Source organism: Rhizobium grahamii CCGE 502, from assembly GCF_000298315.2.
In the GTDB taxonomy this organism is placed as follows: Bacteria; Pseudomonadota; Alphaproteobacteria; order Rhizobiales; family Rhizobiaceae; genus Rhizobium; species Rhizobium grahamii.
Map to the genome: position 1 here is coordinate 45,603 of NZ_AEYE02000037.1, position 20,854 is coordinate 66,456.

Annotated in this window: 19 protein-coding genes and 1 pseudogene; 15 read left to right on the forward strand and 5 right to left on the reverse strand. The window is 60.8% G+C overall.

Annotated features, from left to right (window positions below):
- The first annotated feature begins 52 nt into the window (after positions 1–52).
- The 10 genes and pseudogenes from RGCCGE502_RS31730 (at position 53) to atzF (ending at position 10,447) form a co-directional block, all read left to right on the forward strand.
- The gene (locus tag RGCCGE502_RS31730; RefSeq protein ID WP_016558326.1) at positions 53–1,180 is read left to right on the forward strand and encodes a BMP family ABC transporter substrate-binding protein; all 1,128 of its coding nucleotides are present in this window, start codon (positions 53–55) and stop codon (positions 1,178–1,180) included.
- Positions 1,181–1,200: 20 nt separating this feature from the next.
- A complete protein-coding gene (locus RGCCGE502_RS31735; protein WP_016558327.1) occupies positions 1,201–2,331 on the forward strand; it encodes an ABC transporter permease in 1,131 nt (376 codons plus the stop codon).
- Positions 2,331–3,257, forward strand: coding sequence for an ABC transporter permease (locus RGCCGE502_RS31740; RefSeq protein WP_016558328.1), 927 nt, complete (start codon positions 2,331–2,333; stop codon positions 3,255–3,257). The genes RGCCGE502_RS31735 and RGCCGE502_RS31740 overlap by 1 nt, the downstream gene beginning before the upstream one ends.
- 19 nt (positions 3,258–3,276) lie before the next feature.
- Positions 3,277–4,292: pseudogene (locus tag RGCCGE502_RS31745) on the forward strand (formamidase).
- A gap of 9 nt (positions 4,293–4,301) precedes the next feature.
- A complete protein-coding gene (biuH, locus tag RGCCGE502_RS31750; protein WP_016558329.1) occupies positions 4,302–5,003 on the forward strand; it encodes a biuret amidohydrolase in 702 nt (233 codons plus the stop codon).
- Complete coding sequence (gene atzD, locus RGCCGE502_RS31755; RefSeq protein ID WP_016558330.1) at positions 5,003–6,058, forward strand: cyanuric acid amidohydrolase; 1,056 nt, start codon at positions 5,003–5,005, stop codon at positions 6,056–6,058. Before biuH ends, atzD begins: the two co-directional genes overlap by 1 nt.
- 1 nt (position 6,059) lies before the next feature.
- On the forward strand, positions 6,060–7,610 hold the full coding sequence (locus RGCCGE502_RS31760; RefSeq protein WP_016558331.1) for an ABC transporter ATP-binding protein: 1,551 nt from the start codon (positions 6,060–6,062) through the stop codon (positions 7,608–7,610).
- Positions 7,610–8,278, forward strand: a complete 669-nt coding sequence (locus RGCCGE502_RS31765; protein ID WP_016558332.1) for a cysteine hydrolase family protein — start codon at positions 7,610–7,612, stop codon at positions 8,276–8,278. Before RGCCGE502_RS31760 ends, RGCCGE502_RS31765 begins: the two co-directional genes overlap by 1 nt.
- Complete coding sequence (locus RGCCGE502_RS31770) at positions 8,271–8,624, forward strand: cupin domain-containing protein (RefSeq protein ID WP_016558333.1); 354 nt, start codon at positions 8,271–8,273, stop codon at positions 8,622–8,624. Before RGCCGE502_RS31765 ends, RGCCGE502_RS31770 begins: the two co-directional genes overlap by 8 nt.
- On the forward strand, positions 8,621–10,447 hold the full coding sequence (gene atzF / locus RGCCGE502_RS31775) for an allophanate hydrolase (RefSeq protein WP_016558334.1): 1,827 nt from the start codon (positions 8,621–8,623) through the stop codon (positions 10,445–10,447). The genes RGCCGE502_RS31770 and atzF overlap by 4 nt, the downstream gene beginning before the upstream one ends.
- Before the next feature lie 29 nt (positions 10,448–10,476).
- Here the strand turns inward: atzF and RGCCGE502_RS31780 are convergent, their stop codons facing one another.
- Positions 10,477–10,977: a LysR substrate-binding domain-containing protein gene (locus RGCCGE502_RS31780; RefSeq protein WP_341875059.1), complete on the reverse strand. Its 501-nt coding sequence runs from the start codon at positions 10,975–10,977 to the stop codon at positions 10,477–10,479.
- A 1,416-nt stretch (positions 10,978–12,393) separates the two neighbouring features.
- Between RGCCGE502_RS31780 and RGCCGE502_RS31785 the strand changes: the two genes are divergently transcribed.
- On the forward strand, positions 12,394–12,705 hold the full coding sequence (locus tag RGCCGE502_RS31785; protein WP_016558336.1) for a DUF736 domain-containing protein: 312 nt from the start codon (positions 12,394–12,396) through the stop codon (positions 12,703–12,705).
- A 221-nt stretch (positions 12,706–12,926) separates the two neighbouring features.
- Here RGCCGE502_RS31785 and RGCCGE502_RS31790 read toward each other — a convergent pair whose 3' ends face one another.
- Positions 12,927–14,165: a DUF1173 domain-containing protein gene (locus RGCCGE502_RS31790; protein ID WP_081647341.1), complete on the reverse strand. Its 1,239-nt coding sequence runs from the start codon at positions 14,163–14,165 to the stop codon at positions 12,927–12,929.
- 267 nt (positions 14,166–14,432) lie between these two features.
- On the opposite strand from RGCCGE502_RS31790, the gene RGCCGE502_RS37630 reads away from it, so the two are divergent.
- Entirely contained in the window at positions 14,433–14,597 is a 165-nt protein-coding gene (locus RGCCGE502_RS37630; protein ID WP_176705746.1) for a hypothetical protein, read from the forward strand.
- Positions 14,598–14,615: 18 nt separating this feature from the next.
- Here the strand turns inward: RGCCGE502_RS37630 and RGCCGE502_RS31800 are convergent, their stop codons facing one another.
- On the reverse strand, positions 14,616–15,014 hold the full coding sequence (locus RGCCGE502_RS31800) for a hypothetical protein (RefSeq protein ID WP_016558339.1): 399 nt from the start codon (positions 15,012–15,014) through the stop codon (positions 14,616–14,618).
- Complete coding sequence (locus tag RGCCGE502_RS31805) at positions 15,011–15,721, reverse strand: ParA family protein (RefSeq protein ID WP_016558340.1); 711 nt, start codon at positions 15,719–15,721, stop codon at positions 15,011–15,013. The genes RGCCGE502_RS31800 and RGCCGE502_RS31805 overlap by 4 nt, the downstream gene beginning before the upstream one ends.
- A gap of 446 nt (positions 15,722–16,167) precedes the next feature.
- Here RGCCGE502_RS31805 and RGCCGE502_RS31810 point away from each other — a divergent pair, with 446 nt between their 5' ends.
- From RGCCGE502_RS31810 to RGCCGE502_RS31820, 3 genes are all read left to right on the forward strand, one after another.
- Complete coding sequence (locus RGCCGE502_RS31810) at positions 16,168–16,572, forward strand: plasmid mobilization protein (protein WP_244441829.1); 405 nt, start codon at positions 16,168–16,170, stop codon at positions 16,570–16,572.
- On the forward strand, positions 16,572–18,863 hold the full coding sequence (locus tag RGCCGE502_RS31815; protein ID WP_016558342.1) for a relaxase/mobilization nuclease domain-containing protein: 2,292 nt from the start codon (positions 16,572–16,574) through the stop codon (positions 18,861–18,863). The genes RGCCGE502_RS31810 and RGCCGE502_RS31815 overlap by 1 nt, the downstream gene beginning before the upstream one ends.
- A 90-nt stretch (positions 18,864–18,953) precedes the next feature.
- A complete protein-coding gene (locus RGCCGE502_RS31820; protein WP_016558343.1) occupies positions 18,954–19,892 on the forward strand; it encodes a HEPN domain-containing protein in 939 nt (312 codons plus the stop codon).
- Between the two features lie 774 nt (positions 19,893–20,666).
- Here RGCCGE502_RS31820 and RGCCGE502_RS37635 read toward each other — a convergent pair.
- Positions 20,667–20,843 (reverse strand): hypothetical protein, encoded by a 177-nt coding sequence (locus tag RGCCGE502_RS37635; RefSeq protein WP_016558345.1) that lies wholly within the window; start codon positions 20,841–20,843, stop codon positions 20,667–20,669.
- Between the last annotated feature and the right edge of the window lie 11 nt (positions 20,844–20,854).

Below are 20,854 nucleotides of genomic sequence, written 5' to 3' on the forward strand. Positions count from 1 at the left end.
GCATACACTTTGTCGTAACCTTTTTCTCCGGACCAGCCGCAAGGAGCATGCAATGACCGATCTCCTTCCCATGAACCGCCGCAAATTTTTGACTGCAACCGCCGCTGGCGCTTTTGCCGCCACCGTTCCAGGCCTCATTTCCTCGCGCGCCCTTGCCCAGAGCGCTCTCACGATCGGCGTCATCTATGTCGGCCCCAAGGACGATTATGGCTATAACCAGGCACATGCCGAGGGCGCGGCCATCGTCAAGGCAATGCCTGGCGTTACGGTCGTCGAAGAGGAAAACGTCCCCGAGACCGTCGACGTCCAGAAGACGATGGAATCGATGATAAATCTCGACGGCGCGACGCTGCTGTTTCCGACATCATTCGGCTATTTCGATCCGCACATGCTAGCCATGGCCGCCAAGTATCCGGACATCCAGTTCCGCCATTGCGGCGGCCTCTGGCAGGAAGGCAAGAACCCGATGAATACCGGCTCCTATTTCGGCTATATCGGCCAGGGCCAGTATCTGAACGGCATCGCCGCAGGCCATGCCACAAAAAGCAAGAAGATCGGCTTCGTCGCAGCCAAGCCTATCCCGCAGGTCGTCCAGAACATCAACTCCTTCCTGCTTGGCGCGCGCAGCGTCGATCCGACGATCACCTGCCAGGTGATTTTCACTGGCGAATGGTCCCTGGCGGTGAAGGAAGCTGAAGCCACAAACGCGCTGGTCGATCAGGGCGCTGATGTCATCACCTGCCATGTGGACAGCCCGAAGGTCGTGGTCGAGACCGCGGCTGGACGCAATGCCTTCGTCTGCGGTTATCACGCCAATCAGAGCCCGCTCGCTCCGGAGAAATATCTGACCGGTGCCGAATGGGCCTGGGGGAATGTCTATACCGACTTCGTCAAGAAGGCTCAGGCGGGCGAGAAGCTCGGCAATTTTGTCCGCGGCGGCCTGAAGGACGGCTTCGTCAAAATGAGTCCGCTCGGACCGGGCGTGCCCGAGGCAGGACGCAAGGCCTTCGAGGCGACACATGCGGAGATCATGAAGGGCGGGTTCTCCGTCTTCAAGGGCCCGATCAAGGACAACAGGGGCAACGAGGTTGTTGCCGGCGGCAAGAGCTTTGCCGAGGACGCCATCGAGCTCGAGAGCATGGACTACCTGGTCGAAGGCGTCGTCGGATCCACCGCCTGATGAATTGAGGGAGACGTGCCATGACGGTCGAGACCCACGATCCAGCAATGACAATCGCTCCTGCCAAATCAGCCTCGTTACGTCCTGCCGTCGAATGGCTGGCGCGGCGGACAGAGCCCGTCGCCATCGGCCTCGTGGCCATCCTGATCGGCCTTGGGCTTTTCTCCCTCTTCATTCTCATCATCGGCAAATCGCCGGTGATGCTTTTCCAACTGATGTATACGGGCGGCTTCGGCAGCTGGTTTTCAATCCAGAACAGCTTGAGCCGCGCCGCGCCCCTCCTCCTGACCGCGCTTTGTGTCGCGCTTCCGGCGCGCCTCGGCCTGGTGATCATCGGCGGCGAAGGCGCCGTCGTGCTGGGCGGGGTCGCCGCCGCAGCCACGGCGTTGCCGCTTGTCGACCTTGCACCCGCCTGGCCGACACTCATCCTCATGGCAATGGCGGCGATGATCGCCGGCGGCTTCTGGATCGGTCTGGCAGGCTTCCTGCGTCACTATCGGGGGGTCAACGAAACGATCTCGTCGCTGCTGCTCGCCTATATCGCCATTGCCCTGATGAACCAGCTCGTTGAGGGACCGCTTCGCGACCCGGCAAGCCTGAACAAGCCGTCCACAGCACCGCTGCCGACCGATTACATGCTCGGCAAGATACCCGGCATGGACGTTCACTGGGGACTGGCGATCGGCGTCGTCGCCTGCATTCTCTCATGGGTGCTGATCGAAGCAACCAGCTACGGCTTTGCCGCACGCATAGCCGGCGGCAACGTCCGCGCCGCCCAAATTCAGGGTTTGGCCGTCGGCAGGCTGGTCACCGGATTTGCCGCGATTGCCGGAAGTTTCGCGGGTCTCGCCGGCATGATCGAGGTGGCAGCCGTCCAGGGCAGCGCCAATGCATCGCTTGCGGCAGGTTATGGCTACACCGGCATCCTCGTCGCCTTCCTTGCCCGACACAATCCGCTCGCGATCATCCCGGTCGCGATCCTGCTCGGCGGCATTGACGCGTCGGGGGGACTTATCCAGCGGCGCATGGGACTTCCCGACGCCACGGTGCTGGTTCTCCAGGGCACACTCTTCATCGTCATCCTCTTCTGCGAAACCTTCTACGGCCGCTTCAAGATCTTCAATCCAGACCTCTGGAAAAGGAGCCAATGATGGAAAGCTCGGGCATCGGCATCTGGGGGGTTCCGCTCGCAATTCTCGCCGGCGCGATCCGCGTCTCGACACCCTTCATCTTCGTCAGTCTTGGCGAAACCATTACCGAGCGCTCCGGCCGCATCAATCTTGGCCTGGAAGGTACGCTCGTCTTCGGAGCCATGACAGCCTATGCCGTCGCCGTCATGACCGGCTCTCCGTGGCTTGGCGTGCTGGCGGCGATGGGCACGGGAGCGATCTTCGGCCTGCTGCATGGTTGGATCTGCAAGTGGCCGAAGGTCAACGATATCGCCATCGGCATCGCCATGATGCAGTTCGGGCTCGGCCTCGCCTTCTTTCTCGGCAAGCCGTTCATCCAACCTGCCGCCCCGCATCTCCCGTCGATTCCGCTCGGCTTCTGGTCCGCCATTCCGCAGATCCAGGCCGCCTTGAACATCAACGTGCTGTTCGTCGTCGGGGCTGCGCTCGCCTTCCTGCTCTGGTGGGCGTTCCGGAACACGCGCGTCGGACTGATCCTGCGCGTCGTCGGCGACAGCACCGATGCGGCACGCGCTATGGGAATTAATCCCGACCGCGTCCGCCTGCTCGCCACGGCAACCGGCGGCTCGCTCGCGGCTGTCGGCGGTGCCTATCTCTCGCTCTATTATCCCGGTTCGTGGAACGAAGGCATCTCGTCCGGGCAGGGCTTGATGGCCGTCGCCCTCGTCATCTTCGCGCGCTGGAATCCGATCGGCTGCTTCTTCGCAGCCTTGCTCTTCGGCGGTGCCGGCGCTCTTGGTCCGGCACTGCAGTCGGTCGGGGTGACAAAGGGCTACTACCTCTTCTACGCCACCCCTTACGTGCTCACCCTGATTATCCTCATCGCCACCTCGTCGCCAAACCGGTCGCTCGCCGGTGCGCCCGGCGCTTTGTCACTGACGAAATGAACCTGAAAGGAACCGAGCAATGAACGGGCTAGGCGGTCTGAACAAATCGGAACATGGCGTCGGGATTGGCCTCGTCCAGTTGCAACTGCCCGTCACGGTGACGAAGGCGGACCTTGCCCGCCAGACGCAAGTGATTGTTGAACTCGTCGGCAAGGCGAGGCGCAACCAGCCGGGCATGGACCTCGTCGTCTTCCCGGAATATGCGTTGCACGGCCTGTCGATGGACATCAACCCGGAAATCATGTGCAGTCTCGACGGCTCCGAAATCGCCGCGTTCAAAGCGGCCTGCCGGGACAACGCCATTTGGGGCTGCTTCTCGATCATGGAGCTGAACCCCGGCGGCATGCCCTACAATTGCGGTGTCGTCATCGACGACAGAGGTGAGCTCAAGCTCTATTACCGGAAGATGCATCCCTGGGTTCCGGTCGAACCATGGGAACCTGGCGATCTCGGTATTCCCGTCATCGATGGTCCGAAAGGCGCTAAGCTTGCGCTGATCATCTGCCACGACGGAATGTTCCCGGAAATGCCCGCGAATGCGCATACAAGGGCGCCGAGATCATGATCCGCACGGCGGGCTACACCGCGCCGATCCGCGACAGCTGGAAGTTCACCAACCAGTCCAATGCCTTCTGCAATCTGATGGTCACCGCCAACGTCTGCATGTGCGGCTCGGACGGTACCTTCGATTCCATGGGCGAAGGCATGATCTGCAATTTCGACGGCACAATCATCGCCCACGGCACATCCGGACGTGTCAACGAAATCGTCACCGCCGAAGTCCGCCCCGATCTCGTCCGCGAGGCGCGCCTCGGCTGGGGCGTGGAGAACAATATCTACCAGTTGGCCCATCGCGGCTATGTCGCCGTATCTGGTGGCGCCGGGGACGCGCCCTACAGCTACATGCAAGACCTGGTCGCCGGCCGCTACCGACTGCCTTGGGAAGACGAGATCAAGGTGAAGGACGGCACCTCCTGCGGCTTCGACAAGCCAGTTCGCCGTTACGGCGAAACCCTGAAATCCGCTGCCGAATAGGAAGAGACGATGGATACCCTGGTTGAGACCAAGACACAGTACATCACCGCTGATCCCTATCCATGGCCCTATAACGGCGCACTCAGACCCGACAACACCGCCCTTATCATCATAGACATGCAGACCGATTTCTGTGGCAAGGGCGGCTATGTCGATCATATGGGCTATGACCTCGCGCTTGTGCAGGCGCCGATCACGCCGATCAAGGCGGTGCTTTCCTCCATGCGCGCCAAGGGCTACCACGTCATCCACACGCGCGAGGGCCACAGGCCCGATCTCGCCGACCTGCCCGCCAACAAGCGTTGGCGCTCACAGCGCATCGGCGCGGGCATCGGTGATCCCGGCCCCTGCGGCCGTATCCTGACCCGCGGCGAGCCTGGCTGGGACATCATCCCCGAGCTCTATCCGATCGCCGGCGAAACCATCATCGACAAGCCTGGCAAAGGATCATTCTGCGCCACGGATCTCGAATTGATTCTCAACCAGAAGCGTATCGAGAACATCATCCTGACGGGTATCACCACCGATGTCTGCGTCTCGACGACCATGCGCGAGGCCAACGACCGCGGTTTCGAATGCCTGCTTCTGGAAGACTGCTGCGGCGCCACCGACTTCGGCAATCATCTGGCGGCCATCAATATGGTGAAGATGCAGGGCGGCGTGTTCGGCTCGGTCTCCAATTCGAAGACGCTGATCGAGGCATTGCCCTGATGCATTCGATGCGCGCTAACGTCTATCGCGTACCCGCAGCTGGCCCCGACGACGTCTCGGGAGTCGAGGCCTTGTTTGCCGCCGGACTGCGACTGAAGAACGTCGTTGCCATTATGGGCAAGACGGAGGGCAACGGCTGCGTCAACGATTTCACCCGCGGCTATGCATCCCGCTGCTTTGAAACGATGTTTGCAAAGCAAGGCGTTACAGGCGTTTGCCTCGTCATGTCCGGCGGCACGGAAGGCGCGCTTTCGCCGCATTGGACGGTCTTTCCCCGTGAGCGAAGTGATGCGCCGGCCAGCCACGCATTGTCGATCGGCACCGCCCGCACACCAACCCTTCCCTTCCACCATCTCGGCCGCCTGCAGCAAATCCTCGCGGTCGCAGAAGGCGTGAAGGCCGCAATGCGTGATGCCGGCATCGACGATCCCAGGGACATTCATTTCGTCCAGGTCAAATGCCCTCTTCTGACGCTCGACCGTGTCTCGGCCGCCGAGCATGAAGGCGAGACGGTCGCCACCCGTGACACCCTGAAATCGATGGGTCTGTCGCGAGGCGCCTCGGCCCTGGGGGCGGCCGTTGCATTGGACGAGCTCGACCACAGCGAGATCGCGGACGGCGATATCTGCAAGCGCTTCGAGCTCTTCTCCCGTTGCGCCTCAACGTCGGCGGGCGTGGAATTGGCCGATCATGAGATCCTGGTGCTTGGCATTGGGAAAGGCTGGTGCGGTTCCTTCGCTATCGACCATGCGGTCATGGAAAATGCCATCGATCCCTCTGCCGTCCGCAAGGCGCGCGATCGTCTCCCTGCGAATGCCAAGCTGGCTGCACTCCTTGCCAAGGCCGAGCCCGACCCATCGGGAAAGGTCGCGGGCCGCCGCCACACCATGCTTGATGATTCAGACATATCGGGCATGCGCCATGCCCGCGCCTTCGTTGGCGGCGTGCTCGCCGGCGTCTTCGGTATGACTGATCTCTATGTCTCAGGCGGCGCCGAACACCAGGGCCCGTCCGGCGGCGACCCCGTCGCCATCATCGTCGAAAAGGAGAGTTGAAGTGAGCATCGTTCGCGACACACCCCTTCCGCAGGCGGGCAAGGCCGTCGGCATCGATACCTTGGGAATGACCATGCGCTTCGGGTCGTTTACGGCTCTTAACGACGTCTCCATCAACATTCCTGCCGGCAGCTTTCATGCACTGCTCGGCGAGAACGGTGCGGGAAAATCGACCCTCGTCAAATGCATCATGGGCTTCTACCACGCGACTTCGGGCTCGCTTTCGGTGGACGGCCGCGAAGTTGCGGTCAACTCACCCCGGGATGCTGCAGGCTATGGACTTGGCATGGTCTACCAGCATTTTACGCTGGTTCCTTCATTAACCGGTGCGGAAAACCTCGTTATCAGCCGGGCAGAGGTGCCCGCTGTCGTCAATTGGGCGAAAGAGCGCCGCGATCTTGAAGCCTTCATGGAGCGGATGCCGTTCAAGATCCCGCTCGAACGGCCTGTGAGCGAGCTGGCCGCCGGTGAAAAGCAGAAGCTCGAGATCGTCAAACAGCTCTATCTCGGCCGTTCTTTTATCGTGCTCGACGAACCGACATCGGTGCTAACGCCTGCCGAGGCCGACGAGATGCTGGGGCTCGTGCGCGGGATGACCGAGCGCGGCGAGCTGACCGTTCTGATGATCAGCCACAAGTTCCACGAAGTGACGAAGTTTGCCGATGCTGTTTCGATCCTGCGCCGCGGCAAGCTTGTCGGGAGCGGCAAGGTGGGCGAACTCTCCACCTCCGATATGGCGGCGATGATGATCGGCGACATCAAGCTTGCCGAACTCGACGCCCGCACACCAATTGGCGAGCGCGCCCCGCTGGTTCTGACGGTCAAGGATGCCAAGGCGCCGGACCGTTCCGGTCTGAAGAGGATCGAGATCGACAGGCTGAGCGTGCGCTCGGGTGAAATCCTCGGCATCGCCGGCATCTCCGGTAACGGGCAGAAGGAACTCACCGAAATCCTCGCCGGACAGCGCCCATTAGAAGCTGGAACCGTCTCCGTCAAGGGCAGCCGCTACGGCGCTACCCGGCCTGAAACCCGGCAATACAACGTCCGCTTCATCCCGGAAGAACCGCTGCAAAATGCCTGCGCCCCGAAAATGACCGTCAGCGACAATCTCGCATTCCGCACCTTCGATCTTAAGGCTGGCGGCGGCGATGCGATCTGGCTCAGCAAGGGCAAGATGAGGAAGCGGGCGGCCGACCTCATTGCCGATTTCAAGGTTAGGACGGCTTCCTCCGCCTCGCCGATCGCAGCCCTTTCCGGCGGCAATGTGCAGCGTGCGGTGCTTGCCCGCGAATTGACCGGGGACGTCGACCTTCTGATCGTCTCCAACCCCTGCTTCGGCCTGGACTTTTCCGCCGTAGCCGACATTCGTGCGCGCATCATGAAGGCGCGCAATGCCGGAACAGCCGTACTCCTCCTGTCCGAAGATCTTGATGAACTCCTGGAAATGTCGGACCGCATCATGGTCATCTCCGAAGGCAAGCTGGTTTACGAAACCCCGGCGCGTGGTGCCGACATCGGCGTTATTGGCGCCCATATGGCAGGACATCATTGATGGTCGATATCGCGGCAGAACCATTTGACTTCACGGCGAAACGCGACGAACTGGCACTCGTTGTCATCGACATGCAGCGCGACTTCGCCGAGCCTGGCGGCTTCGGCGCCAGTCTTGGCAACGATGTCAGCCGCATTGCCAGGATCGTGCCCGACGTGAAGCGGTTGATCGAGGGTTTCCGCAGGGCGGGATTGCCCGTTATTCACACAATGGAGTGCCACAAGCCGGATCTCTCCGACCTGCCGCCGGCCAAGCGCAATCGGGGCAGGCCTTCGCTCAAGATCGGCGATGAAGGTCCGATGGGGCGCATCCTGATTTCGGGCGAACCTGGAACCGCAATCCTGCCCGAGCTCGCACCCGTCGATGGCGAAATTGTCATAGAGAAGCCCGGCAAGGGTGCCTTCTACGCGACGCCGCTTGGCGGCATTCTGCAGGAGATGGGCATCAGTCAGCTGGTTTTTGCAGGCGTCACTACAGAAGTCTGCGTTCAGACGACCATGCGCGAAGCCAATGATCGCGGCTTCGAGTGCCTGCTCGCCGAGGAGGCGACCGAGAGCTATTTCCCTGAATTCAAGAGGGCGGCAATCGAGATGATCCGCGCCCAGGGCGCGATCGTCGGCTGGACTGCCCGTGTGGACGATATTCTGAAGGGAATTACCGATGCCTGAGACGACCCGTGAGATGCTGACGCTTGGGGGCTGGAAGGAACTGGCATTCGAGCCCTTCCGCGCCGGGGTTGAAATTCACTGGATCCGCAGGTTCGAAAGCGACCAGCCTGGCGTTGCCCTTCTCAAATACGGAGCAGGTGCCGCGGTTCCTCGCCACCGTCACGAGGGGCTGGAGACCATTTTTGTTCTCGACGGTACGCAGTCGGACGAAGCCGGTGATTACGGCTGCGGCAGTTACGTCGTCAACGCAGCAGGCACCGAACACTCGGTCTGGAGCGATACCGGATGTGTCGTGCTGATCCAATGGGACAGGCCGATCAGGATCTTGGAAGAGGAAATGGCATGACGGCACCAGCCTTCGATATTTCTTCGCTGCACGCCTTCTACCGCAATGGCGGGAGAGCTGAAGATGTGATCCAGGCGGTCTTCGACCGCCTTGCAGACGTCAATGATCCCGGCATCTTCATATCGACTGCCGACAAGTCGGATTTGCTGGCCAAGGCGGCGGGGCTGGGGGCATTCGACGTTTCCGCCAAACCACTCTGGGGTATACCGTTCGCCGTCAAGGACAATATCGATGTGGTCGGGATGCCGACGACGGCCGCCTGTCCCGACTACGCCTACACGCCGGACAAAGACGCGACAGTCGTCGCCCGGCTGAAGGAGGCTGGCGCGATCGTCATCGGCAAGACCAACCTCGATCAGTTCGCCACCGGCCTCGTCGGCGTCCGCTCGCCCTATCCGATACCCCGCAACGCAATTGATCCAAAGCTGGTTCCGGGCGGCTCTTCTTCCGGTTCGGCAGTCGCCACCGCCCAGGGCATTGTCAGCTTTGCACTCGGTACCGACACTGCCGGCTCGGGCCGCGTACCGGCGGGCCTCAACAACATTGTGGGCCTCAAGCCGAGCCTCGGTGCACTTTCGACGACAGGCGTCATTCCCGCCTGCCGCACCCTGGACTGTGTGTCGGTGTTCGCGCTGACAGTGGACGATGCCTGGCTTGTCTTCTCCGCCGCCGCCGGTCCGGACGAGACCGACGCCTATTCCAGAGATTTCGGCAGGCCAGAGTTGGCGGCGCTGCCCCCGGCCCTGAAGGTCGGCGTGCCGGCAAGGGCCGACCTGCGCTTCTTCGGCGACCAGGCAATGGCTGAGGCCTATGATCACACGCTCGACGAGCTCGCGAGCATGGGCCATGCGATAAAGGAATTGCCTTTTGCGGATTTCTACAAGGTTGCCGATCTGCTCTACGAGGGCGCCTGGGTCGCCGAGCGCTATGCCGCCGTCAAGGAATTCTTCGATACGAAGGAGGCGAGCTTCCATCCCTTGACCCGAAAGATCTACGGCAGCGCCAAGATGCTTTCGGCGACCGACGCGTTCCGCGGCCTTTACACCTTGCAAGCTTACCGGAAGCAACTTGCCCCGATCCTCGCCTCGGTCGACCTCCTCTGCGTACCGACGGCACCACGGCATTTCACCGTCGCCGAATTGGAAGCCGAACCGATCCGCGAGAATTCCCGGCTCGGGAGCTACACGAATTTTGTCAACCTCCTCGACATGTGCGGTATCGCAGTGCCCTGCGGCATGCGTCGTGATGGCTTGCCATCGAGCGTCACGTTGCTGGCATGCGCAGGCAAGGACGGCCTCACAGCCGCGCTTGCCAGGAAGCTTCAGCAGAAAAATGCAATCCCGCTCGGCGCCACGAACTGGCGGCTGCCAAAACCTGCGCCGCTCTCGATCGCAACACAGGAACAGCTGATCGACCTCGTCGTCGTCGGCGCGCATCTGTCAGGGATGGGGCTCAATCATCAGCTGACCTCGAGGAACGCGCGGTTTCTGCGAAATGGCAAAACATCGAGCGCCTACAGGCTTTACGACCTGCAAGGCCAATTGCCATCGAAGCCAGGCCTGATCAGGACCGGCAATATGCGGGGCGGAGAGATCGACGTGGAGATTTGGCAGCTGAGCCCGGCCGCCTTCGGCTCCTTCGTCGCCGAAATTCCGGCTCCGCTCGGGATCGGAACGATAGAATTGTCGGACGGCAGTTCCGCAAAAGGTTTCCTGGTTGAAGCAGCTGCCATCGAAACGTCACTCGACATCACGAGTTTCGGCGGCTGGCGACATTACCTCAATAGCCAGAGCGCAGTGGCGCGGGAACCTCTTGAGACCTGAGCCTGCGCCGTCCTCGCGAGCCGATTGCGCTATGCTCCATCCAAACAGAGCGGCGTTTCTAGAAGCAACCCGCTCGTCGGGGTTGCTTCTGCTTCGCCCGCCGCCGTCGTCGTCCCCTCTCGGGTCCTCCTCGGGTCATCAGACCGGAACCGAACTCCCCGCTTGGGAAACAAGTATGCTGATCGGCCGGCACCACGAAGATTAGCAGCCCCAGTATTGGCAAGACCGCCTTTGACTGCCGGGTGCGAACTGGATGAACCACTATCGCGTCTTCTGGCGCGCATCCTTTCGGCGGGGCTTCCGGCAGCCCCATAGGAAGGAGCCGCGACGACAACGATGCGCGCATCGCAGACTTTGCGGGCAATCAGGGCGCTCTCCTGCGGCTTGCCGATCCGGATGGCCACATCGAAGTCATCAACGAAATTGACGACCCGGTCGGAAAAGCTCACGTCGAGATGAATTTTAGGAAGGGCATTCGCGAAGTCGATCACCACAGGGGTGGGGCAGGTCGTTCCGAAGCACATGGGGATGGCGAGCCTTCACTCCAACACCTCTCATGAAGCTTCCTGTCGATAGCAATGGCCTCAGTGGTCGAAGAACGGCAGCAATGCCCTTATGCCATTCGAATATGGCGGCACTCCCGTAGGCGACATTGATCACGAAGGATCTGCGGCACCTGCAGATACAGTGGTGACATAGGGCCAGTCACGGTATTGTGGGCAATTGGTTCAGGGATTGCAGAAGATCTTTTATTGGTTACCTGCCGCATCAACAGCATTGAACGAAAGGAAAAAGGATGCGGTCGAGCCGTTCAAAAGCGCTGCTGCGGACGGGGTTCACGCAGGCGTCGAGATTCCAGAATAGAATTGCTTACGCGGTTTGGGGGTTTGCAACCCCGCGATGATCACGGGGAAATTGCGGACGTTCGTGAGGAAGAGCCAGTGCCCGTCCTAGCTGAGAACGCGGCGCGTGCGCCCATACTGACTGACCTTTAACGACGACAGACTTGTTGCCTCGGTACGTGCACCTGCAGCTCGTGGCGCAGGCAGCCCAGATCCCGAGGCGCGGCTTTCTGCGACCGCCCTTCACCTTGAAGCAACGGTGGCAAACGCTCTTCAAGACAGCTCTGTTACAATAAAGCAACGCCAGAGCATCCAGGACGTCATGGCAAAGACCGTGCCTGATGAGGACGATCTGCGGCCGGATCAGCCGCCCAAGCAGTGACATGACTTTGAACATCAGCGCCCCCACAAATATTCCGAGATCACCTCGGGGCCCTGGACAAAAGCAAATGACATGTTCTTGAGAACATGGCTGCGACAGGTCGTTATCCCGTGCGCGCTCAAGGGGAGCACCTCGCCGTGATAGGCAGGCCCGGACATCCCGCATGGCGGTGTTGCAAACGAACGGCTATGTCCATCAGCTGCGGTTCCTGGCAAAGCATGGTGCCGACCCGCACGAAATCCAGCCGGCACCATCGGTGACGTTATTGCGTGTGCGACGCCGGTCGGGCTTATGCGGCGGCTTGAACCCGATAAGCGGCAAAACCCACCGGACCTGGCAAGCACCGGCGTTGGGACATGGACACCAGGCATCAACTTGTGGGCCGGGTCGATCGAGCGCGAACCCGTGTCTCGAGCGTTATCGCAGTCGTTGCTATGTCGTCTGCTTCGGATTGACAGGTCGCTCCAGCGCGTTCTCGATGAGGCTTGTCTGACCTAAGACCGCCTCGCTGTGCTCGCCTCGTTCGGCCTGGCGCAACGGCCGGCTCGTTTTCTTCCCCTGCCGGCCAAGGCCGTCATTCCTCGCGATGACAAGAAAGCCTCGACCAGGCCATCCTCCACTTCGTTGCGGTCTTTGAAAGATGCGCGCCGCCCGTCTTCGGTCTCATCGACAGCCATCGCGATCGCGATGGGCGCGGTCCGATCAACAGAAGGAATACAGCAATGGCAACCATCGGCTCTTTCAACGCTTCCAGCGACGGCTTCACCGGCACGATCAAGACCCTCAACCTCAATGTCAAAGCCAAGATCATTCGCGTCGAACGCTCGTCGGAAGGCGCTCCGGACTTCCGGGTGCTCGCCGGAACTGTCGAGTTCGGCGCCGGGTGGCAAAAACAGGCCCGCGACAGCGAACGCGACTACATCTCGGTCAAGCTGGACGACCCCTCGTTCGCAGCACCGATTTACGCGACGCTGGCCGAAGTCCAGGGTCAGGAAGGACTGCAGCTCATCTGGTCGCGCAACGCCCGCAGATAGGCTGCTGAACGAAGCCCCGCCCCGATCCGGGCGGGGCTTTTCCTGTTACTTGTTGATAGCGCCCTCCGACTCAGTTGAGTGAATGCCAGCCTCCTGGCGGGCAGCGACCTTTACCGTCGCACAGGTCGACCCGCTGCGCGGGGGGTGCCCTTCGGCGAGGTTTTAAAAAGGTCTCAAAAGGCTTCGATGATCCAGGTCTTCATCCTGTCGAGTTCTTCGTATTATGCCCGGTCGCCTCGGGCGCCATCCCGCCCCTGACCTGGCAGCGGCAGCGGTGGCATCTCGCCATTAGCAACCCGCCAAACCCATGCCGACAAGTCAGGCCTCGCCTCGATCATCTCTTTGAGCTTCGCTTCGAACGCCAGGTCAGCTGACGGCGGCACGATATAAAGCGCTACCGGCCGCGGCTTCATCTCCGGCAAAGTCGCGTTGGCGAAAGGCTGGCCACGCGCAAGATCAAAACGCAAGCCTTTCACGGACTTCGACCTCAGGCGGGCCAGCCGTTCAATGAGCACTTGCTCGTAGCCGTTCTCGATCGGGAGCCACTGTTCACTCACGCTCATCAGTGCGATCTCATTGACGGTAACGACGCCGGCGGCCGCGCTCGCAATCGTGGCAATCATTATTAGATGCGATGTCTGACCGGACTGCCAAAGTTTGAGCTCCGGCTCGAAGCGGCGCTGGACGCTCTTCCAGGTTTCCCCCTCGAGATGAAGGCGAAACCCCGGCATATGCTTGATCACGATCTGCCGGCCGACCCTAGCATCTGCGAAATCCTTTACCTCCGCAACCAGGACCATCAGTCGCCTTGACCCCGCTGATGGCTTGAGAATACGCTTGAGCTTGTGCGCGCGCCGCTCCTCGATCGCCGCCCTTTCTTCCGCCTTGAAAGGCTCGGGGATCAACAGGCATTCTGTCAGAGCCTCGCCTCTGATCGCCATGTGACCGGCGGCTTCCATCAAATGATGATAGACTTGCCACCAGTGCCGCCTGCCGCTCCAGTTTACGGTCCATTCCGTCAGGCCGCTTTCGTGCCACAGGAAGTGCAGAAGCGCGCGCAACGACAATTTCCTTCCCCCGACCCTGACACTGTCGCAGCCCTGCCCGATGTTGGCGGCTCTGGCTGTCTTTGCTCGCTTCAACAGCGCAAAATCGGGCTTCAGTGATGCCACTCCGTCGGATCCATCTAACCTGATTGCGGTTCCCATCAATGCGCCCAGTCCTGACAGCTCATAGGGTAACTCGTAAGACGGGCACGCCGCATCGTGACGGCCACCGGTCAGCGGCATGCGCTTGATGACGAGCTGACCGGCTATGTCGGCAATATACATCTCCACACCAGGATCACGGCAGAGGCAAATCGGCCGAACGCGCCTTCGATAGGCGTCACCGAGAAGATCGGGAAACACGCCGTGGTCTTCGCTGCACTCGACACAGTCTAGCCGATAGCGCCTGGTCACTGCAGACCCCTTGGCACCAAGACGCAAGAAAAGAATGGGTGCCACACGAGAGGGAACGCTGTCTGCTCAGACCGGACAATTGTGCCGGACGGACAAAGCCAGCTCAAGGCCGCGCGGCCCCTCCAATTTTCCCTCCGCTTCGCTGCACTGCGCTGCGACAAACCCGGTTCCTCCGCACGCCGGCTCCGCCGGGCGCGTGCGCGCGCCTTGACCTGCCTTCCCCCGCCCCGCCTGCCGCCGTCATCTCTCACATCTATCAAGGCGACGATGACCATCGACCAGCACATCGAAGAACTACGCGCCGAGGCACGAAATGCCGAGACTGTCGAGGGCCGCCGGGCGATCGAGGCCGAACTCGAACTGGCTCTTGCCGAGCGCGAGGTCATCTGGGCCGAACTCGACGGCCGCATAGACGGTGAGCCGCCTTTCTGAGGCGGCTTTGCCGCTTGCTCAATAGCCATTGTCTTGAAGATAGATGTCGATGGCTGCCTGCATGATAACAGTCATCTTTACGTCGTTCTCGTGGGCTGCCCGCGTCAACCTCTCCTTCACCGCCTGTTCAAGCGGCACGTTGACATAAAAACGTATCGCCCGGTCCTTTGTCCGCTTCAGGTTCTTCAGTCGCCGCCGCGCATCCTGCTGTTCGCTGACAAGCTTTGCCGCGCGGCGGCGGCGCTCCTCCTCCGGGAGACGGGGTAATCGGGCGTCCCCCGTCGATCCCGGTGCGGGCAAGGCGGTATTGTCGGCCAGCTCGGCACTGGCCTTGGCGCCTACGAAAGTCTCACCCGAATCCGGCTTCCGGCGCGGCGCAAGGGAAAACTGCCCGATGTCGCGCGCATCCTTGCTCATGCTGTTACCTCATCTGGAGCTGCCACACGCCTCAGCTCGATCTCCTCGACCAAGGCTTTCACCTCGAGGCGGGCCTTGCGCACGCTTTCGGTCAGGTCCTGCATTTGCAGGGTGCCAAGACCATTCTGGATGTCACGATAGACGTTGCGCTCGAACAGCTCGGTCTGCAGCAGCATGGTCTGATAATTGGCCTCGATGAGGCCGGCGACGAAAGGACGGATGAAGCGGTAGGCCGCGAGACTTCGCCCCGGTAAGGTAATTCGGGTGCGAACATTCATGTGGATGACAGACAGCCCAAACCGGTCGTTGATGTCATTGACCTCGGCGGCCGTCTGCCCTGCTGCTTCGATCTCCTTGATGCCTGGCTGGACCGGCGACAGCACCACGTCGGAGGATCGGATGATTGTCGTCTGCAACACACTGTCGACGCCCGGCGCATCGATCAGGACCAGATCGAACGAGTTGCGATATCGCTCGACCACATCAGCGATCGCCCTTTGGGTCGCCGCAGTGGTAACCTCGATCTTGTCTGGCACGTTGCCCTTGGCATGGCAGAGCTTCCACCATCCGGCGAGGTTCCGCCGCCCATCGGCATCGACCATTAGAACTCGCTGCTGACCAAGCGCATATTCACCGGCGAGAAGTGTCGCCAAGGTCGTCTTTCCAGCGCCACCCTTGTTGCTTACTACTGCATAGGTCAGGGACATCTTCAGCTCCGCCACATATCGCAAAATACGAACTATTATAGTTTTATTTTCGGGATCGTCCAGCCGGTCATTTTTACCGCTGCGGCGCCGACGATCTATCCATCGCGGCTTTCACCAATCGGCTATGGCCCACCCCGGTGGAGATGGGGACATGTCACCCCAGCACACGGATATGCGCTATGTGCCTGTAGTATGGCGATAGTTTTACGCGCTACAAAACTGTCGTGTGTTCACATGACCCGGCCGCGTGATGGTGACCCATCACATGTTTCCATGCGCGGGCTCACTGCCGTGCGCCCAGTGGAGGCTTCAGAGGCACTTGCAAATACGAACCGAAATAGTTTATATTGGTTTGGCAGGATACGCAAATTTGTGATACAAATTTGCTGACGATCGACGGACGGGCCGTCGATGGCGCCTGCGGCTGTTCGATCAGGGATACATCAGTGGCTCACGTCAGGCAGGCAACATCGGCGGCAGGCGCCTTGAGGCAGCGCAAGGACCGTGTCGTGCATGCTCGTTTTGCCGCGTCCGAATGGGTCACGGCGCAGCGTGCTGCGAGAAACGCGGGGATGACGTTGTCGGCCTTCATGCGATCGCTGACGCTTCATGGCGCTGACATTATGCCGTTGCTCGCCGACGAGGACCGGGCGGTGTTCGAACTGCTTCACAATGACCTCAGGGCAATCGATGTGAACCTGAACGATCTTGTCCGGCTCTCAAGGCAGCACAACGTCTCGGCCGACAGCGCCGCTGTGCTTCGTGAGCTGCAACTCGTTCTTGCCGGTCTGATGCTGGAGCTTAGACGAGTCGCCGCCCGGCGGGGTCGCAAGCTCAGGGAGCACGGCTGATGGAGCTCTTTCTCGGCGCCTTTACCGAGGCATGGGAGCAGCGCAGGGCCGCCTATCTGCACGAGCGGCTGGCTGGCAGGATCAGGACCATCGACGAGGAAAAGCCGCGTCGGCGAAGCGTTGCTCAGGATGATCGCAGTGCCCGCCCTGGAAGAACGGCGAAGACGAGCGGCCACAAAAGCGCGGAACGACATTTACCGCCTTTCCGGCCGATGTCGACGCGCTTTACCGGCCTTGCCAGCGGAAGCCAGCCCGCAGTCGTCAAGCTGGCGTCCTTTGCCGGCGGCGGGCGTCTCGGGGCAATGGCACGCTACATCTCCCGAGATGGCGAGGTTGTTATCGAGGACCAAGCCGGGGACACTCTGGCCGGTCGCGAGAAGGTCGCCGGCATTGCGGACGACTGGGCGCATCTGATGGGCAATCGTGCCGAAAGCCGTGACATCGGTTGCTTTCGCATCGATGTCGCCAGCCACCCCGGCGAGGAACAGGCGCTGAATGCATGGGCAAGCGATATTGTGACGTCGGCGCTCGGAGCCCGGTCGTTCGCCTTCGCGATCACCGAGCGCGAGGGACAGCATCGGATCGACGGCGTGGTCGTGCTGCGGGATCGCAGCGGCGAGCGGCTGAGTGCCGATGCCAAGGCAGAGGAGATCATTCAGCGCCGCATGGCTGAGCAAGGCGGGGCGTCTGCCGAAGACGTCCGGTTCCGCTTTACCGGTTACGGCAACGGCGTCGACTATGGCGCGGCCAGGCTGCGCCAGCTGGTGGAGGACTCCGCGGGTGCCGTCATGACCGACCGCGGCGAAACGATTGCCGATGCCAAAAGGGCCGGCGAACTCGTGCAACTGCAGTGGCGCGGCGAGCTTCATAGTCGCAAACCCCGGGATGTCATGCATCTTGTGATGTCAGCGAGATCAGGAACCGATGCCGAGGCGTTTCGATTGGCGGCCCGGGAGTTCCTGGCGGCAGAATTCCGGCACCACCGCTATGTCTTTTCCCTTCACGATCCGGCCCGAGATCCAAAGGGCGAATTGGAAGGCGGCAAGCGACCCCACGTGCACGTCCACGCGATAGTTGCCATGCGATCCGAGGATGGCGAGCGCGTCGAAACCTCGATCGCCTCGTTTCGGCGCTGGCGTGCAGGCCTGGCCGAACAGGCACGCGCCCACGGCATTCGCATGGAGATGACGGATCGTCGTGAGCAGGCAAGCGCGCCAGCCTTCAACCAAAGCCAGGTGCGCCCGATCAGTCATGACGGTCGAACCGAGCATGAGGGAACCTCGGCACATGGGCGGCGGCGATACCAAGACAAGCGGCGCGAGGTTCCCACTATGGCCAGAACGGCTGCAAGCCTCGCGTATAGCCGCGGCGTTCACATGCAATGGTCGGAGCTCGCCCGCGGCAATGCCGACCCTGACATTCGGGCCTTCGCCGATCGGCAGGTTGCGCGTCTGGAGACAGCGCTCGGGCGTCGCGAACCGAAAACACTCGGGCGGCAAAGCGCTGATCAGTCCCAAGATCAATTGCGGACTGTTCTTCTCACCCTATCAAGACTGGCGGAGGTCGGTTCCATGAAAGTGATGACACGATCCGAATTCGACGCGTACGAGCAAAGGGTGGAGGCAAGTCTTTCTCGCGCCGAACGCCTCATGCAAGAAAAGCAGCCGGACGTCTTCAAGGAAATCGCCGCTGCCGCGCGTGACCATGTTGGTGTGCGCCGCGAAATCTTGGAGCAGGCCGAGCGTATGCCTCATCGAGGAACGGAGGACGGGAAGGTACTTCGGCACGATGACCAGCGAAGCGGGGAGGAGCTTGTCGTGCGTCAGGGCCTGGAGGCAGTTGAAGCCGGGAACAGAGTCCTTGCCGAAATCCACCAATACCGGGAAAGGCTAAATGCTCCCGATGGAGAAGACCACACCGACAAACGATATGTGAAAGCAAGCCTTGACCTGGCACTCGCAAGCGCGGCAACGCTTTGTCTCAATGGCAACGACGTCATTCGGGAAGCCGCCGAAGTCGATGAGGAGTTGCGGCTTGAGATCGAACGGGCCGAACGCTCCCGTGACAGAACCAAAGCCCCGAGTCGGCCGGCGATGGAATCCCAGGCCGCCTCACCCTTCAGGGATCATGCCGATAGGACTGCGAATGGTGCGGAGGAACGCCGTCGCTCACCGGCAGAGAATGCCAGGGGATTAGACCACGTTGCCCATCCCGATCCCACCGAGGAGCACGGGCAGCGAATAGACGGGCAAGACCGTGAGCGGCGTGAGGATGACGAATACGACCGCTAGCTGCGGCATCTCGCGTTGCCGCTTTTGATTGTATCAATGGCAACATTCGCGTAAAAGGTATAAGTGCGAAATGACCATGGAACCGCTACGATGGATGCGATTCACACCGAAGGCTTTGACGCTGCTTTGACACTGACCGACCACATCAAGCATTTGCCGGAGCGGAAGCGGCGGGAGCTGGCCCGCGTGCTGGAGATCGTGTTCTCCGCAGTTCAGCAGTTCCAGTCCACGAAACTGTCCGACAAGAAGAAGGCCGGCAAGATCCTCAAGGTGGTCCTCTATGGCTCGTTCGCGCGTGGCGACTGGGTTGAGGATCGTCTGAGCGGTTACCGCTCCGACTATGACATTCTCGTCGTCGTCAACGACAAAGCCTTTGCGGAAGAAGACGAGCTGTGGGAGGAAATCGACAACAGGCTGCTGCAGGAACAGATTGCTCATCGCATTGAGACACCGGTCGTTCCGATCGTGCACACGCTTGCCGACGTCAACGACCAGCTCGGCCGCGGCCGGCCATTCTTCGTCGATATCGCCAGGGATGGCATTGTCCTGTTCGAAGTCCCTGGCCATCCGCTGGCAAAACCGAAGCCGTTGACGGTGGAAGAACAGCGCCAGGAAGCGAAGGGCTATTTTGAGCAATGGTTCAAGCTGTCAGAAGAAGCTTTGATTGGCGCCGAGCTAATGCTTGGAAAGGACATCTGGCGTCATGGCGTATTCATGCTGCATCAGGCGACGGAATCCGCTTATCACTGCGCTCTGTTGACCCTCACCCTCTATAGCCCGAAGTCGCATCGCATCAAGGTGCTGCGGTCTCGCGCCGAGGCGGTGGACCCGCGCCTGATTGCGGCGTGGCCCCGGGACAGTCGATTTGCGCGCCGGTGCTTTGAACTGCTATCTCGCGCCTACGTCGAGGCCAGATACTCCGCGCAATACAAAATCACAAAAGATGAACTCGACTGGTTGACGGAGCGTGTCAGGAGCTTGCAGGAAGTTGTCAACCTCGTGTGTCTCGACCGTCTCGCCGGCGACTGACGCAATTATTGCTCAAAGGCGGTCAATCACTCCAATAGCCCAATACCTCGGCACTGATCTCAATACCTTCAGTGGCCACTCATGACGGCTTGGGCCACACGTTGGAGGTCGACGTCACTGTCGCTTGTCGAACCGCAAGCTCAACGCCAAGGGACCCTCGATTACACCGCGCCATGGGAACACGGTCTTGCCACGGGCTCGTCGTCGATGGAGTTTTTCGGGTCCGACAAGGCGGATCGCCACAACCGGCGGTTTGAGCAGTTCGTCAATATTAATTTCTTCGGCAAGCGCAAGCAAATGGGTTGGCATCGGGGCTCAGCACGCCCTACATGCGTCCGTGGATGCCGATCATGCGGTGAGCAGGGAACCTCGCTTGGAACACTTCTGCAGCGAGTGGACAGTGCTCCCACCCGCCTTCGATATGCTCTCGAGCGACGATTGGAGCATAACGCATCGAGCGACGCATCATGTGTGAGATTTACCACACCGACGCAGGAACGGCCGTCTCTAGCGGAAATAAGCGACTATAGGGACTTTTCCTTTTTTAGGAACTCCACATAGCTTGCGCCTGCCCGGAAACGGGTGGAAACGCTGCCGACGCTTGTCGAAGGCAATTGGTGCGCGTCGGCAGCGTTTCATCCGGCATCATGCTGGAGCTCACGCTTGTGTGGAAGCGGCGGATCGCGCCTCGCCCCAGTTGGCGGCCTCTCATTCTGAGCGTCGGCAAGTTGATGCGGGCCGTGTGCCGCGCGAGTAACTTGACGCCCTGACAAGTCAGGCGAGCGTTTCCGGGCCAATGTCTTCGGTGAGGAAATTTTTCAGCCGGAGCATTCTCCGGGCGAGCAGGGGCTCGATCGTTCGAAGTCTCTGGGCGGTGGTTGATGGCATCGGATGTGACGTTCCCTCTAATTGCAAATAATATGCAGCGGTTTTATAAAACGTCACCGACATGGCCGGATCGC

Excerpts from the sequence above, each read along its gene's own strand:
- RGCCGE502_RS31730 (WP_016558326.1), top strand. The coding sequence starts at position 53 with ATGACCGATCTCCTTCCCATGAACCGCCGCAAATTTTTGACTGCAACC.
- RGCCGE502_RS31765 (WP_016558332.1), top strand. The coding sequence starts at position 7,610 with ATGGTCGATATCGCGGCAGAACCATTTGACTTCACGGCGAAACGCGAC.
- RGCCGE502_RS37635 (WP_016558345.1), bottom strand. The coding sequence starts at position 20,843 with ATGTCGGTGACGTTTTATAAAACCGCTGCATATTATTTGCAATTAGAG.
- RGCCGE502_RS31820 (WP_016558343.1), top strand. The coding sequence starts at position 18,954 with ATGGATGCGATTCACACCGAAGGCTTTGACGCTGCTTTGACACTGACC.
- RGCCGE502_RS31805 (WP_016558340.1), bottom strand. The coding sequence starts at position 15,721 with ATGTCCCTGACCTATGCAGTAGTAAGCAACAAGGGTGGCGCTGGAAAG.
- RGCCGE502_RS31800 (WP_016558339.1), bottom strand. The coding sequence starts at position 15,014 with ATGAGCAAGGATGCGCGCGACATCGGGCAGTTTTCCCTTGCGCCGCGC.
- RGCCGE502_RS31785 (WP_016558336.1), top strand. The coding sequence starts at position 12,394 with ATGGCAACCATCGGCTCTTTCAACGCTTCCAGCGACGGCTTCACCGGC.
- atzD (WP_016558330.1), top strand. The coding sequence starts at position 5,003 with ATGCATTCGATGCGCGCTAACGTCTATCGCGTACCCGCAGCTGGCCCC.
- RGCCGE502_RS37630 (WP_176705746.1), top strand. The coding sequence starts at position 14,433 with ATGACCATCGACCAGCACATCGAAGAACTACGCGCCGAGGCACGAAAT.
- biuH (WP_016558329.1), top strand. The coding sequence starts at position 4,302 with ATGGATACCCTGGTTGAGACCAAGACACAGTACATCACCGCTGATCCC.
- RGCCGE502_RS31740 (WP_016558328.1), top strand. The coding sequence starts at position 2,331 with ATGGAAAGCTCGGGCATCGGCATCTGGGGGGTTCCGCTCGCAATTCTC.
- atzF (WP_016558334.1), top strand. The coding sequence starts at position 8,621 with ATGACGGCACCAGCCTTCGATATTTCTTCGCTGCACGCCTTCTACCGC.
- RGCCGE502_RS31770 (WP_016558333.1), top strand. The coding sequence starts at position 8,271 with ATGCCTGAGACGACCCGTGAGATGCTGACGCTTGGGGGCTGGAAGGAA.
- RGCCGE502_RS31815 (WP_016558342.1), top strand. The coding sequence starts at position 16,572 with ATGGAGCTCTTTCTCGGCGCCTTTACCGAGGCATGGGAGCAGCGCAGG.
- RGCCGE502_RS31735 (WP_016558327.1), top strand. The coding sequence starts at position 1,201 with ATGACGGTCGAGACCCACGATCCAGCAATGACAATCGCTCCTGCCAAA.